The organism is Oribacterium sp. oral taxon 108 str. F0425, from assembly GCF_000214455.1.
Classification (GTDB): domain Bacteria; phylum Bacillota; class Clostridia; order Lachnospirales; family Lachnospiraceae; genus Oribacterium; species Oribacterium asaccharolyticum.
The window spans coordinates 2,427,718-2,441,671 of record NZ_AFIH01000001.1; the positions used below are offsets into that span (position 1 = coordinate 2,427,718).

Sequence of the window (13,954 nt, forward strand, 5' to 3'; positions counted from 1 at the left end):
CCTTAGCGCATCCTTTCGTCCGTTTCGTCTATCTCGTTGCCTTTATCCTACTTTTCTTCTTCCGTCCACCGGAAAATCTTCTCTTTCGGAAGCTTCTCGAGGAGCCTCTGTTCCAAGAAGCCTTCCATCTTCAGAAGAAGCTCCTTCGGATAATGGTAATAGCCGTCCGTATTTTCGTAAGGAAAAGAAATATAGGGAGAAGCACCGCAGGACTTCGTCATAGTCTTCAGGTAACTCTCCGAAATACGGAAGCTTCCGACACTCACGTCGTATAGTTTTTCCATTGGGATTTCCCTGAAAACCGTTTCTAAAAGTGCGGAATACAGCCTCCCCCAATCCGCATGATAAAGCATGGGATCAAAGCAAAGACGCAGCGTAAAGCCCTCTTCCATGGCCATTTTAACAGCCTTGAGCCTCCCCTTAAGGCCTACCGTTCCATGCTCCGCCTCCGAAACGATTTTCTCCGGAGAGAGGGTAAAGGCAAAAATCAGGCGTTTTTTCGCGTCCTGGGACAAATGCATTTTGAGAAGTCTTCGAAAAAGGCTTTCTCCCCCTGCCTTGGTTCGTACCTCGATGCGGAGATTCGGCTCTTTCTCCAAAAACCTCGCGAAGCGCTCCACAAAGGGATAGAGCTCTTCCAACGCCAGCAAATCCGTGTCATAGGAAATGCAAAGATAGAGACTCCCCCTCTCTTTTATAAGCCTTTGGCAGTCCGAAAAATAATCCTCGAGATTCAGGAAGAGCACCAGATTGGCGGAGGGGTACATCCCCTGTAAGTAGCAGTATTCACAATGAAAGGGGCAGTTCATAAGAAGAGACGCATAATAGAAGCTGCTTTCGGAAAAGCTTTGGCAGACGGGTGCTCCCGGGTAAATCCTCTGCCCTTCCTTCTTGGCAAGAATGAGTTTTCGACTCTTCTCCTGCAAGGCACGATTCTGCTTCCTCCTGTTAAAGAGGTCTTTATAATGCCGAATCGGAATGCACTTCGCCTTCGGAAATTTCCGTAAAATTGCCTCTGCTTCCTCCCCTCCGAGAAGCGCCTCCTCTATATAGATATGCGAGAACGGCGGATAGAGCGGAAGAGCCTTCTCCGACTCTTTTCTCCTTTTCTGCCGAAACTCTTCCTTCTTCCTACTTAGTGCAGATGCTTCTTTCATGGCACCTAATGCATCTACCGCTTCTTCCTTATCCTGCCTTCCCTGCTTTTCCTGAACTAGAAGCCACGCCGTGAAATCGGAAAGCACTTTCTGCCCGCCCCGCTTGTCCCGGCAGGGAAGACATCCTTCTTCCCTCTTTTTTTGAAAATAGGCTCTCCACTCCGAAGAAAGGCTCTCTGCATAGGAGAGTAGACCCTCCAGCTTTTTCGCAAGGACAAAGGATAGACGCAGTTCTTCCGCAAGAGTTGTGCTTTCCCTAAGAAATGCTTCTTCTTTTTCCCTCTCTTTTTCTTTCTCCGCATCCAGTCGCTCTAAATTCGAAAGAAAGGAAAATACCTTCTCCTCTTCCTTCCGCATCTGCTCTCGCAGCATTTCCGGCACAGTTTTCCCGCTTTCGAGTTGCCTGCTTCCGTTTTCCCCTATTCCGAAGTCCGTACCGCAGCGTAAGAAAAATAAATTTTCCAAGGAAAGAAAAGCATTGGCAGCCTGGAAAACCGCTGTGGACTCCATGTCGTAGAGTAAGGTTTCCTCCGCATCCATGCGCTCCGGTCTTTCACCGCACATCGGCACAAACGCATTCGTCCCGAAAGGCGAAACATTCTCTTTCCCACTGTCACTTGCCGGAGAAATCTCCTCTTCTATAGAAGAGTAAGACTTCGTCTCTGTAGTACATGTTGCACCCGAACGCCGTAATACTTTATCCCCTGTAATCAGTCTTGCCGTGGGAAAGTCGGTCTGATAAAGAAGCTCAGGGTAAAAAGCCCTTCCGCTTCCTTCCTCTTCCAGGGCATGAATCAAAAACCATTTTCCTAAAAGACGCTCTTCCCCTACTCCCTTAAGCATTGCCGCGCTGCCGATAGAAAGCAGAATGTCTCCCTTTTTCGCTTCCTCTTTTGCCAGGGTCGCTGCAACCGCAGCTGCCGCATTGTTCCGTCCTTCCCCGCATATCGTCAGCAATATCCTTCCGTCTGCACCCGCACTCTCTTTCATACAGGAACGCTCTTTTCCGGCTTGCTTCTGTTCTTTCTTTGCTCCTGACTCATTCCATCCGTCTGTACAGTACTGCAAAAAGGGAAACGAAATCTTTCGTTTCCCCATTTTCTTCTGCTTTATGATGTTTTCCACTTCGCCGTAATGTGCCGCAAAGATAAAAATCATAATATTTTACTCCAAATTCCTATAGGCCTTTAAAGATAAAGTCATAGTGTTTTACTCCAAATTCCTATAGGCCTCTCGATAAAAGAAGTCCTGCGAGTTAAAGCGTTCCTCCCCAACGCCCTCGGGATCATGATAGAGACCATCGGAAAGAAGCCATTTTCCCTTTTCCGTATCCTTAAAGCCCAGGTCGAAAATTTCCCGTACACGCATCCTGCAACGCTCATCATAAATCGGAGCGGCAACCTCCACCCTTCGAAGGGTATTTCTGGTCATAAAGTCCGCACTGGCAATATAGATTTCCTCTTCTTCGCCCTGCCCAAAGCGATAAATACGGGAATGTTCCAGGAAACGCCCCACTATGCTGTGCACCTGAATATTCTCCGTCTTCCCGGGAATGCCCGGTATCAGGCAGCAGATTCCGCGGATTAAAAGTTGTATCACCACGCCTTTTTGAGAAGCCTCAATCAAAGCATCGATAATGTCCTTATCCGTAAGCGCATTTAACTTCAGGCCGATATAAGCGCCACGCCCCGCTTCCGCCTTTCTGCCCTCCGCCGCTATCTTTTCCAAAATAGCATTTTGCAGGCCCTTCGGTGCAACAAGAAGCGCCGAGCTTTCCTCCACGGTTTCCCCCAGAAGCAGGGTACGGAATACCTCCAGTGCATCTCGCCCGATAGCCTGATTTGCAGTCATCAGGCTTAAGTCCGTGTAAAGCGTTGCCGTTTTCTCATTATAATTTCCGGTGCCGATTTGGGTGAGGAAGGATACTCCCTCCTCCGTTTGCTTCGTAATGAGACAAAGTTTGGAGTGCACCTTATAGTCGGGAAGGCCGTAAATCACCTGACATCCCGCATCCTCCAGACGCCTGGACATCTCAATGTTGGCAGCCTCATCGAATCTGGCACGTAACTCCACGAGAGCAAGGACTTCTTTTCCATTTTCCGCCGCCTCGCAAAGCGCATCCACAATCTGACTGTGATTTGCCATGCGGTAAAGCGTTATCTTAATGGAACGAACGGAAGAATCCACTGCCGCCGCCTGCAAAAAACTGATGAAGTTCTTCATGCTCTCATAGGGATAAGAAAGTAAAATATCCCGTCTTTCCACCTGACTCAAGATATTCTCATCCCTTCGAATCTCCGGACTCATTCTGGGACTGTATTTCGGATAATACCACTCCTGATGCTCCCGCATCGTATTTTGCAAAGTAAACAGATAGGATAAGTCGAGCGGTGTGCCGCAATGTAAAACATGTTCTTCAGAAATGCCGAGGAATTTTGCAAGCTTTTTCTTAATCGACTTATGCAGGTCGCGGCTGAGCTCCAGTCTGACCGGATTTAAGCGTTTTCTCTTCTTCAGAAGCTGTTCCATCATTCCGCGGTAGTCCAAATCCTCATCGTAAACATCTCCTGCATCGATGTCCGCGTTTCTGGTAATGCGGATAATGGATTTTTCCCGAATCTGGTAAGCGGGATAAAGCTTCGATACAAAGTGGAGAATGAGTTCCTCGGAAAGCATGTGGTAGCCTTTTCTACCGGGAATTTCAATCAGTCTCTTAAAGACAGGGTTCCAGCAGGGCACAATCCCCAATCGTTTCTTTCCGCCCTTTGTCTCGAGCCTTGCCACCGCATAGAGCTCCCGATTTTGAAGGAAGGGGAAGGGCTGCTGCTTCCCGACAATCATGGGAGAAAGATAGGGTCGGATTGCCTTATCAAAATAGGCTTCCAGCTGGCTTTGCTCCTGTTTCGAGAGCTTCTGAAAGTTAATGATGTGGATACCCGCCGGTTCCAGCTCTCCCATCAGCTGCTCATAGATTTCTTTTCGCTTTAGTTCGAGGCGCTCTACCTCTTCCAGGATGAGAGCGATTTGCTCCTTACTGCTTAAGCCGGTCTTGTTGTCCTTTGTGGTCTTTTTACCGTTCATCTGCTCCATGAGCGTTCCCACGCGCACCATGAAAAATTCATCTAAATTGGTCTGGTAAATGGAAACGAACTGCAGTCTCTCCATAAGAGGCACGCGAGGATTCGCCGCCTCATTTAAAACTCTTTCATTAAATAAAAGCCATGACAACTCTCTGTTCCGGTAGCATTGCCTGTTATCTTTCATTGTCCCTTCTTCTCCTTCCGGCCTTTTCCCTTAAGAACTGTTTCCTGCCTTTTCTCTACCCCAAATTGTATTTTTCCTATTATACTCGAAATTCCGAAAATATACCAAAAAAGCGCTCGGATTATTTGCACCTGAGCGCTTCTTCTATGAAATGTATTTTTCACCCTGTTCTCAGCTTGTAGCGATACCGTTCAAAACAGCCTCGGAATCTCTATAAGCTTTTTTTATTTTTGGGCTTCGCTTTTGGCCAAAATCGGCATAATGATTCCCAAGACGGAAAGCACCAGAGGGGTAATGATGTTTAAAGCCATGGTAAACAGATCATCGGAGTACATACCGAGAAGACAACTTGCCGCAGTAATCAGGAAACACCAAACACCGAAAGCCAAAGCCAAAGTATTATTCTTCACAAAACAATATTCCGGATGGAACTTGTCTCCCGCCTTACGAAGCGCGATATAAGCTGCAAATACCCAAAGATAACGAAGCGGCATACATACGGAGTTTAACTTAGTCAGCTGCTTTAATACCGCTGCCGCTCCCGGCACAAAGGACTGCACAAGGATGATGGAACCGGAAAGTACAGCCACCATGACAATCCCGTTTGTGTAGGCGCCCACATCATTCTGCTTCAAAAGCTTCTTCGGAATAAACTGCTTTGTGTCTTCATTGTCCAAGAGCATACGAAGCGGTGCATCGATACTTATGATGAGAACGGCAAACTGACCGATCATATTGCACAGGGCATAGATGATTAAGAGGGTATCTCCGATATTATAGTATTGTCCCAGTCTCTGGAAGGCCCAGTAAGCACCGTTTGCCGCATAAGAGTTAAAGCTCTCATCCGAAGCCTTGATCACAGTCGGGTCAAACATCATGCCCATCGCAATGGTACCGAGCATAGCACAAACCACAACCATGATAGCTAGGGCAATCATGCCCTTCGGGAAGCCCTTACTCGGGTTCTCTACCTTGTTTACGTACGGAGAAATCTTCTCACATCCGCCCACCGCAAAAACCAGGATAGAAAGAGAGGTGAAATACTCCAAACGGAATTGCGGGATTAAGTTCTTTAAACTAAAGTCCATAGTGACGTAATCCGCCTTCGGGTTGATTACCGGTGCGGCAAACATCATCAGAATATAAAGCAGGGACATGATAAACATACTGGAACCTGCAAGGGTTGCCATCTTCTTCAAGGGGTTCAAGCCTCTGCTTGCCACATAGCAGAAAATCAGGAGCAGAGCAAAGGTAATCAGCTGAATATAAATACTCGGTAAACGATCATAAAGCTCCGCACTGCGGAAGATGACCCAGGATAACGCCTTCAGGCCGCCACTCGGCTTACTGGCAATATAGGTAATGTGACAAGCCCAATAGGTCCATCCCGCATAGTACGCAAGCTTGGTTCCCATGGTTTCCCGAATCCAGGAACTTACTCCGCCACCTGCATTTTTAAATGCGGAACCGAGTTCTCCTACCATTAAGGCATAAGGTACAAAATACAAGGCAAACATGAAAATCCAGCTGAAAATAACCTGAATTCCGTCAAACCAGACGAAGCCGTTTACCACATTTCCGAAGCCCCAAACCGTGGAAAATGCCATAAACGCCAGCAATTTCCAACTAATCTTTTTTTGTTCCATACTTTTCCTCCAAAATAAATTGTTTCTTTCGTAAAAGAAAATTTTTCTCCTGTAAAAATTCTCTTTTGCTTCCGTCTTCTACTGCGTGCCTCTCTATCCGCTTCTACGACAGCGCCTTAGAATTTGATTTCCAGATTCCCGTCTCCTCTTCCCAGTACAGAAGAAGAGTAGAAAAGCTTAGCCACTTCCACAAGATAGTAGGTATCTTCCACCCCTGCCGTCTCATACGGGGAATGCATGGAAAGCTGCGGCAGTCCGATATCTACGGTATTCAGTGCCACCTGACTGTTTGAGATATTTCCCAGTGTGGAACCGCCCAGCATATCCGAACGGTTGGCAAAACTCTGATACGGCACCTTCGCCTTGTCGCAAAAACGCTTAAACACGGCAGCGGATACGGCATCCGTAGTATACTTCTGGTTTGCACTGTACTTCAGCACGATTCCCTTATTCATATACGGCCGGTTTAAGGCATCCGCCTTGTCGAGGTGCGCGGGGTGCACGGCATGCGCGTTGTCTGCGGAAACGAGGAAGCTGTTCTGCAAAGCCTTCATATAGTCTTCCTCTCCCATCCCGAAAGCAAAGAGAATTCTATGCAATACATCCTTTAAGAAGGTCGAATCCGCTCCCTGTTTCGTGCCGCTTCCCACCTCTTCGTTATCATAAACGCAGTGGAGTGCTACACTCTCCTTCGGCGTTGCGGAAAGCAGTCCCTGTAAGGAAGAAAAGGCGCACTGCAGGTCATCCAGTCTTCCGCTTGCGATAAACTCTTCTTTTCCTCCTAAAATTGTCGCCCTCTGTCTGTTGTAAAGGAACAAATCCCAGTCCAAAATATCCTCTTCTTTAACGGACGCAGCATCGGCCACCGTCTTCTTAAAGCTCCCCTTTCCTTCGATAGTGGAAAACAGGGGTAGCATATCCTTCTGTGCATTGAACTTGTAGCCGTCGTTCACTTCGCGGTTCATATGAATCGCAAGATTCGGGATGATCACTAAGTCACGATCAATGTTCACCAGCTTCGTCTCTACGCCCTTTTCGGTCTTTACCAGGACTCTTCCCGCGATGGAAAGCGGTCTGTCCAACCAGGGAGAGCAAATCATGCCGCCGTACTTTTCCACATTTAACTGGATATAAGACTTATCGATCTCGAGTTCCGGTTCTCCCTTAATCTTAAAGACCGGAGAATCGCTGTGGCTTGCCATCATCTGAAAGCCCTTGAAAGGCTTCTTGGGAAGTACAAAGGCGATGAGTGCGGAACCGTTTCTTGTGACAAAATACTTCCCGCCCTTCTTCAAATTCCAGTCTTCTCCCTCATATAAAGGAAGAAATCCCTCTTCCAAAAGGATATTTTTCATATTTTCCACGGCAAAGAATGCATTTACACTGCTGTCCAAAAAGTCCATCAGTTTCCTGTTCAGCTTCTTTACTTCCGCTGCTTTATTTGCTGCCATATCGGCTCCTTTCCTGATCCTTTACGGAGAAAAATAAGAGCTAGCTAATAGAAAAAACCGGCTTTCCAAACCTCGCCTTTGCTCTCCCGGACCACAACCCTCTAGCATTATACAGGAAAGAAGAAGGCCTGAGAAGCAAAAAAATAGGAGAATTTACCAAGTTTATTTTTTCACAAGCAGCAACGCGAATTGTTGCATTTGCAACACCATTTTTTTATTGTATTTGCTATACTACTCACCGTGACGAAGTATCGTGTGCTGATAAAGATACTCGTTATATATCGATGATTTTGCTCCCTTTCCAAACGCGGGAGTAAAATAAAAGCAGAAAAATCAGGAGGAATATAAAATGGCAAAGATTTCCAGTGATATGTTGGTAGGACAGATTGTGAATGAGCACCCGGAGTTGATTGATACCTTACTTGAGGTCGGTATGCACTGCCTGGGTTGCCCCAGCTCCCAGATGGAGTCCTTAGAGGACGCTTGTATGGTACACGGTTTAAATCCGAATGCGGTTCTCGGCATTTTAAATGAAAAGTTAAGTGAGGTTTCCGAGTAATGAGTGCATTTTTAGGACCGATTCACTATTGGCTTTACAATAAGATTCAGCTGCAGGAAGAGTTGATTCGGAAAATGGCGGAGTACGGCGAGAAAGCAGGCTGGCCCGTTTTTTCCGAGAAGCATTTGGAAAAAGAAACGGTAAACAAGGAGCTTCGCCCCTTAAATGAGTTGATTGACGTGATGAACATTCACGGATGGCTGCAGGAGAGAGTGCAGGATGCGGAAGCGCGTTATGCACTTCTGGTCAGTTCTGTTTTAAAGGAAGATTCGGATCGATTGCCCGAGCTGGAAAAACTGGCCTTCCAATTTGGAAAAGAACGCGCGCTCGATGCTTCTTCCGATGCTTCGGACGCTTACAGAAAAATGGATGATTCTCTCTTAAACGGCATGCCCTGTGACAGGGTAAATGTCATTACGGAGCAGGATCCGGAACGGACCTCCTGGGTACAGGAAGAAGATATCCATGCTCCGTTCTGGATTGCTGTAGATGGAGATCCGACAGTTTACTACCGATTAAGAACGAAAATCATGGAGGGAATGCTCTTCGGAACGGAGCTTCACCTGGACTGCAGCGAAGAGGGACACTACAGCCTCTATAAGTAGCGCTTTAAAGGCGGCTTTCCGGATTACGTTAACTAAGAAAGAGGAAAACAATGAATGTAAGTATTGCCATCATGGAGGAAGAACACAGTAATATCAATCGGGCTCTCGCAGTCGTTCGTACGATCTGCTTGCAAATGATGCAGGGCGCCGAAGTTCCGGATGACGATTTTCGGCAAATTATTGATTTTATCAGAAACTATGCCGATAAACACCACCACGGAAAGGAAGAAAAGTTTCTTTTCCCCGCTATGGTTGCCAAAATGGGGCCTGTAGCGGACAAACTGGTTACACACGGCATGCTGGTAGAGCATGACCTCGGAAGAGCGGATGTGCTTGCCTTGGAGACCGCCTTAAACGAATACCGGAAGAACCCTATTCCGGAGTTAAAGCTGGACATCCTTTCCTACGCGATGGCCTATGCTCATCTTTTACAGCTGCATATCGAAAAAGAAAACAGTGTCGTCTATCCTTTTGCGGAACGAGGCTTAAGCGAAGAAGATTTTCGGGATATCAACGAAAAAAGTGAAACTTACGAGGCGGAAAAGAAAAAAGAAGGGATTCAGGAACATTACCTGACCGCCCTTGGCGCTTTAGAGAAGAAGTATCGGCTGTAGGCTTCTTTCCGGAGGAAATTACGGAGTGAGAGATTGATTTTTCTTCCTATTGTTTATCGTTTTTTTACTGGTATTCTCTTCCGTATTTCGCTATAATGGAATTCCGTATAGAGTGTTTTTATATATTGCAACCGGTTAACAGCAATTTGCCTGGATAGATTTAAAAATACCGCGCGTGACCGCGCGGTATTTTTGTGCTTTCTGAGCAAAGAGCCCTTTCCGGTTTATCCTTTCTCAAAGTTTCCCGTTTACAGTGCCGCCTGTGCTTTCAGAATGAAGGTATTTCGGTCAAAGTCAATAATCCCTTCCTCTTTTAAGGCGGAAAGTTCTCTCGTCATCGCGGAACGGTTTGTGCAGAGGAACTGTGCCATATCCGTGCGGCTTAGGCCGAGTTCTATATACTTCGACTTCTGTTTTTGTGCCTGTAGCGATAAATAGGCCAGAATTTTCTCCCGCAGGCTGCTACGTGAAGTGACCTCTATCTTCTCCATCAGCTGAATATTTTTTTTGCTGATTAAATCAAAGAGATTCTCAATTAAACGGAAGTGAAAGCCGCACTGGTTTTTACAAACGTGAATGGCCTTTTCGAAAGAAAGGAAAAGCACCTCCGTCTTCGCCGCGGAAAGAAAAGAGACATACTCATCCTCGGAAGCACTGTTTCCGAAGGTTTCTCCGAAGATTTCCCCCTCCCCCATATAGGTAAGCAGGGTTTCCTTTCCCCAGACATCCGTTTTAATCATGTGAATGCTGCCGTAAAGCACTACCCCCACATGCTTTTCATGATTTTCCTCCAGGTGAATCATTTCTCCCTTTTTATAAGAGCGTACATAGCTTTTCATACAGTAAAGCAAGGCATTCAGATTTTCTTTCTCAATGCCCTTAAAAATTTCCATATCCGAATAACGAAGAACCTCCTCCTTATTCAGCTTTTTCCGCTCTTCCGTGGTACTGCATCCGCAACTGCAGCAAGCCTTCTTTTCTTCTATCATAAGTACTCCATCCTCTTTGTATTTAATTAATGCACAGTCTAATCTTATTTTGTTGCGCGCGCAACATATTTTTCTTTCCTTTTATTGCAAAATGGAGAACATCGAGCGGCGGAGAACGTTCTTCCGAGATTGTTCCGGGCATAAACGCCTCTTCGCAAAGTAAGAATGAGTCAGGTTTTTTCTTAGGAGGGAAAAATGGAGAATAAGATGTTTTGTTATCAGTGTCAGGAAACGGCAAACTGTTCCGGATGTACCGTATCCGGTGTTTGCGGAAAGAAACCGGATGTCGCGGCTATGCAGGACCTTTTGGTCTATGCCACTAAGGGCTTATCCGCTGTGGCTGAAGAGTTAAGAGCCGAGGGAAAAGAAGTTTCTCCGGAGTTGAATCACCGCGTAACGATGAACCTTTTCATCACCATTACCAATGCAAACTTTGATAAGGATGCTATCGTGGAAAATATTAAGGAAACCTTCGCGCTTAGAGATGCGGTTAGAGCAACACTTTCCGACAGCTCAAAGCTTCCAAAGGCCGCAACCGTGGAAGTCGCAGAGAAGGATTACGAGATCTTTGCACAGAGCATCGGTGTTTTAGCTACGGAAAATGAAGATATCCGTTCTTTAAGAGAGTTAATCACTTACGGATTAAAGGGTCTTGCCGCTTATTCCAAGCATGCAAACGCACTTTTAAAGGATGATGCCAATGTTGACGCTTTCATCCAGAAGGCTCTTACAAAAACCTTGGATGACAGCCTCTCCGTAGACGATTTGGTAGCTCTTACCTTAGAGACCGGTAAGGCCGGTGTAGAGGGTATGGCCCTTCTTGACAGCGCAAATACTTCCACCTACGGAAATCCTGAAATCACAACCGTAAATATCGGTGTTCGCAATAACCCGGGAATCCTCGTTTCCGGACACGATCTTAGGGACCTTGAAATGCTTCTCGACCAGACAGAGGGCACAGGCGTAGATGTTTACACCCACTCCGAGATGCTCCCTGCCCACTACTATCCCTTCTTTAAGAAGTATAAGCACTTCGCAGGAAACTACGGAAATGCTTGGTGGAAGCAGAAGGAAGAGTTCGAGCCGTTTAACGGACCAATCCTGATGACCACAAACTGTATCGTTCCGCCAAAGGACAGCTACAAAGACAGACTTTGGACTACCGGTGCGGCGGGTTATCCCGGATGCAAGCACATCGGCGGAAAGTATGGCGAAATCAAGGATTTCTCCGCTATCATTGAACAGGCTAAGTCCTGCCCCGCTCCAACAGAAATCGAGACCGGAACCATCGTGGGCGGATTTGCGCATGAGCAGGTATTTGCCCTCGCGGATAAGGTGGTAGAGGCTGTAAAGTCCGGCGCCATCAAGAAGTTCGTGGTTATGGCAGGTTGTGACGGAAGACAGAAGAAGAGAGATTACTACACAGAGTTTGCCAAGGCACTTCCAAAGGATGCCATAATCTTAACCGCAGGATGTGCAAAGTATAAGTACAATAAGCTGGATCTTGGCGATATCGGTGGAATTCCAAGAGTTCTCGATGCCGGACAGTGTAACGACTCCTACTCCTTAGCCTTAATCGCTCTGAAGCTGAAGGAAGTATTCGGCTTGGATGATGTAAACAAGTTACCACTCGCATACAACATTGCTTGGTATGAGCAGAAGGCTGTTATTGTTCTTCTTGCCCTTCTCTACTTAGGAGTAAAGAACATTCACCTTGGACCAACCCTTCCCGCCTTCCTTTCTCCGAACGTAGCCAAGGTTCTCGTAGAGAACTTCGGTATTGCCGGAATCGGAACCGTAGAAGACGACATGAAGATTTTCTTCCCGGAAACAGCATAAAGAGAAACGGGATACTGCACGCTGCGCGAGCGATACTCGTTAAGGATCAGAAAAAGAGATTGTCCCGAAAGAGGGCAATCTCTTTTTTAAATTTACTGGAAACTGCTATTCGCATATGCTATATTTATCTATACAATAAAACGAATATCGTAATAGGCTCGATTTGGTAGTGTAGTTCTTAGGAAAATGAGTTTTCCGGGATTCACGCCGGTACTCCCGTTTTCTATGCAACACTGCAGATTTCCTCTTGGGAAGAAAGTGAGTGCAATATGTGTCGATTACAAACGAAACGAATTTATCTTGCGCAGGCTGAAACGGACGGTTTTCGAATATTAACAGACCGATTATGGCCACGAGGCGTGGCAAAAGAAAAAGCGGCAATTGACTACTGGGCAAAGGATTTCAGCCCCTCCACCCACCTGAGAAAGTGGTTTGACCACAAGGAAGAGCTTTTTCCTCGTTTTCGTGAGCTCTATCGTGAGGAACTGGAAAACAATCCCGATAAAGAAAGCTTGATTCAGCTCGTAAAAGAACATCTGGAAAAGGAAAATGTCAGTCTCCTCTTCGCTTCCAAAGAGGAGAAAATGAATCAGGCCGTGGTCTTACTGGAGTGGCTGAAAGAGAAGCTGGCATAAAAGCGGCTCTTCATTCTTTACGCTTTCAAAATGTCCTCCGTTCCTTCCGGGACGGGGGCTTTTTCCTTCCTTGGGAACAATTCCTCCACAATTTCCCGCACCGATACAATTTCCCGAAGCTTTCCCAGATTGGCTCCCGAGAAGAAGAGACCCTCCTCCACATTTCCCTCTACTGCGGAAATGAGAGCATGAGTAATACAATATTTCACACTTCCCGGGTCGCAACTGTGAATACAGCGGGAGCAATGTTTCGGGGGAATGCGACCTGTTTCTCCCAGCTTTTCCAGCATAGGGCTCTTCACCGCCCTTCCCGGCATTCCTACCGGACTATGGATGATGGCAAGGTCCTTTTCACTCTTGGAAATAAGATATTCTTTATAGGCGGTACTCGCGTCACATTCCTCGGTGCCGATAAAACGGGTAGCCATCTGTACACCGTAAGCTCCCGCCTCTTGTACTCTTACAATGTCTTCCCTGCTCCAGATTCCCCCTGCCGCAAAAAGCGGAATCTTCCGGCCGAATTCTTCTTCAAAGCTTTGTAATGCGGCCAAAACTTCCGGAATCAATTCCTCCAGCGATTTAGCCTTCCCTTCCTCCACTTCTACAGCCTTAAAGCCCAGGTGCCCTCCTGCCAAGGGGCCTTCCAAAACCACAAAATCGGCAGTCCTTTGATACTTTTGGCTCCATGTTTTGAGTAAAACCTTGGCCGCCCTGCCACTGGAAACAATGGGCGCAATAAGCGCCTTTCCCTCCGGTACCAGCTCCGGCAGGCTTAAGGGCAGGCCCGCTCCGGAAATCACGGCATCGATTCCCTCTTCCACGGCAACTTTTATAGCATCCTCCCACTGTCTTGTGGCAACCATAGCGTTAATGGAAAGCAGTCCTCTTCCTTCGCTAAGTTCTCTTGCCCTTCGGATCTCCTTCCGCAAGGCCCGCAGATTCGCTTCCTCAGGAGAACGGCGAAAATCCTCCTCACGGTAGCCGCAGTCCGCGGTGCTGATGCAGCCCATAGCACCTGTTTTTGCCACAGCCCCCGCTAAGCCGGAAAGGGAAACGCCTACTCCCATTCCTCCCTGTATTAAGGGAATCTCCAAACCTCTGTTTTCCAAGCAATTTTTCAACTGATTCATTTTCCGTATCCTTTCCGTAATGAAAAAGGGAATTCCTATATGAAAAAAACGAGTTCATATGATTC

The 13,954-nt window shown here is 46.8% G+C and carries 11 protein-coding genes; 5 read left to right on the forward strand and 6 right to left on the reverse strand.

What is annotated here, in order from left to right; translation table 11 throughout:
- Positions 1-47: 47 nt before the first annotated feature.
- The 4 genes from HMPREF9124_RS10950 to HMPREF9124_RS10965 form a co-directional block, all read right to left on the reverse strand.
- Complete coding sequence (locus HMPREF9124_RS10950) at positions 48-2,315, reverse strand: spore photoproduct lyase family protein (protein WP_009429447.1); 2,268 nt, start codon at positions 2,313-2,315, stop codon at positions 48-50.
- Between the two features lie 51 nt (positions 2,316-2,366).
- On the reverse strand, positions 2,367-4,421 hold the full coding sequence (gene ppk1, locus HMPREF9124_RS10955) for a polyphosphate kinase 1 (protein ID WP_009427831.1): 2,055 nt from the start codon (positions 4,419-4,421) through the stop codon (positions 2,367-2,369).
- Between the two features lie 224 nt (positions 4,422-4,645).
- Entirely contained in the window at positions 4,646-6,067 is a 1,422-nt protein-coding gene (locus HMPREF9124_RS10960) for an APC family permease (RefSeq protein WP_009429410.1), read from the reverse strand.
- Positions 6,068-6,183: 116 nt separating this feature from the next.
- Positions 6,184-7,518, reverse strand: a complete 1,335-nt coding sequence (locus HMPREF9124_RS10965) for a M18 family aminopeptidase (RefSeq protein ID WP_009429919.1) — start codon at positions 7,516-7,518, stop codon at positions 6,184-6,186.
- 349 nt (positions 7,519-7,867) lie between these two features.
- Here HMPREF9124_RS10965 and HMPREF9124_RS10970 point away from each other — a divergent pair, with 349 nt between their 5' ends.
- The 3 genes from HMPREF9124_RS10970 to HMPREF9124_RS10980 are packed head-to-tail and all read left to right on the forward strand — an operon-like array spanning position 7,868 to position 9,296.
- The gene (locus tag HMPREF9124_RS10970; RefSeq protein ID WP_009429475.1) at positions 7,868-8,077 is read left to right on the forward strand and encodes a DUF1858 domain-containing protein; all 210 of its coding nucleotides are present in this window, start codon (positions 7,868-7,870) and stop codon (positions 8,075-8,077) included.
- A complete protein-coding gene (locus tag HMPREF9124_RS10975) occupies positions 8,077-8,682 on the forward strand; it encodes a hypothetical protein (protein WP_009428963.1) in 606 nt (201 codons plus the stop codon). The genes HMPREF9124_RS10970 and HMPREF9124_RS10975 overlap by 1 nt, the downstream gene beginning before the upstream one ends.
- A gap of 50 nt (positions 8,683-8,732) precedes the next feature.
- Complete coding sequence (locus tag HMPREF9124_RS10980) at positions 8,733-9,296, forward strand: hemerythrin domain-containing protein (RefSeq protein WP_009428335.1); 564 nt, start codon at positions 8,733-8,735, stop codon at positions 9,294-9,296.
- Positions 9,297-9,544: 248 nt separating this feature from the next.
- On the opposite strand, the gene HMPREF9124_RS10985 is transcribed toward HMPREF9124_RS10980, so the two are convergent.
- A complete protein-coding gene (locus tag HMPREF9124_RS10985; RefSeq protein ID WP_009429606.1) occupies positions 9,545-10,285 on the reverse strand; it encodes a Crp/Fnr family transcriptional regulator in 741 nt (246 codons plus the stop codon).
- A 195-nt stretch (positions 10,286-10,480) separates the two neighbouring features.
- Here HMPREF9124_RS10985 and hcp point away from each other — a divergent pair, with 195 nt between their 5' ends.
- Together hcp and HMPREF9124_RS10995 are read left to right on the forward strand one after the other, a co-directional pair.
- A complete protein-coding gene (hcp, locus tag HMPREF9124_RS10990; protein WP_009428531.1) occupies positions 10,481-12,124 on the forward strand; it encodes a hydroxylamine reductase in 1,644 nt (547 codons plus the stop codon).
- A gap of 269 nt (positions 12,125-12,393) precedes the next feature.
- Positions 12,394-12,759, forward strand: coding sequence for a DUF488 domain-containing protein (locus HMPREF9124_RS10995; RefSeq protein ID WP_009428608.1), 366 nt, complete (start codon positions 12,394-12,396; stop codon positions 12,757-12,759).
- Positions 12,760-12,776: 17 nt separating this feature from the next.
- Here the strand turns inward: HMPREF9124_RS10995 and HMPREF9124_RS11000 are convergent, their stop codons facing one another.
- Positions 12,777-13,889 carry an NAD(P)H-dependent flavin oxidoreductase gene (locus HMPREF9124_RS11000; protein WP_009429581.1) on the reverse strand — a complete coding sequence of 371 codons (1,113 nt, stop codon included), beginning with the start codon at positions 13,887-13,889 and terminating at the stop codon, positions 12,777-12,779.
- Positions 13,890-13,954 lie beyond the last annotated feature (65 nt).

Bases quoted from the DNA above. Each gene is read 5' to 3' on its own strand.
- HMPREF9124_RS10950 (WP_009429447.1), bottom strand. From the start codon at position 2,315: ATGATTTTTATCTTTGCGGCACATTACGGCGAAGTGGAAAACATCATA.
- ppk1 (WP_009427831.1), bottom strand. From the start codon at position 4,421: ATGAAAGATAACAGGCAATGCTACCGGAACAGAGAGTTGTCATGGCTT.
- HMPREF9124_RS10960 (WP_009429410.1), bottom strand. From the start codon at position 6,067: ATGGAACAAAAAAAGATTAGTTGGAAATTGCTGGCGTTTATGGCATTT.
- HMPREF9124_RS10965 (WP_009429919.1), bottom strand. From the start codon at position 7,518: ATGGCAGCAAATAAAGCAGCGGAAGTAAAGAAGCTGAACAGGAAACTG.
- HMPREF9124_RS10970 (WP_009429475.1), top strand. From the start codon at position 7,868: ATGGCAAAGATTTCCAGTGATATGTTGGTAGGACAGATTGTGAATGAG.
- HMPREF9124_RS10975 (WP_009428963.1), top strand. From the start codon at position 8,077: ATGAGTGCATTTTTAGGACCGATTCACTATTGGCTTTACAATAAGATT.
- HMPREF9124_RS10980 (WP_009428335.1), top strand. From the start codon at position 8,733: ATGAATGTAAGTATTGCCATCATGGAGGAAGAACACAGTAATATCAAT.
- HMPREF9124_RS10985 (WP_009429606.1), bottom strand. From the start codon at position 10,285: ATGATAGAAGAAAAGAAGGCTTGCTGCAGTTGCGGATGCAGTACCACG.
- hcp (WP_009428531.1), top strand. From the start codon at position 10,481: ATGGAGAATAAGATGTTTTGTTATCAGTGTCAGGAAACGGCAAACTGT.
- HMPREF9124_RS10995 (WP_009428608.1), top strand. From the start codon at position 12,394: ATGTGTCGATTACAAACGAAACGAATTTATCTTGCGCAGGCTGAAACG.
- HMPREF9124_RS11000 (WP_009429581.1), bottom strand. From the start codon at position 13,889: ATGAATCAGTTGAAAAATTGCTTGGAAAACAGAGGTTTGGAGATTCCC.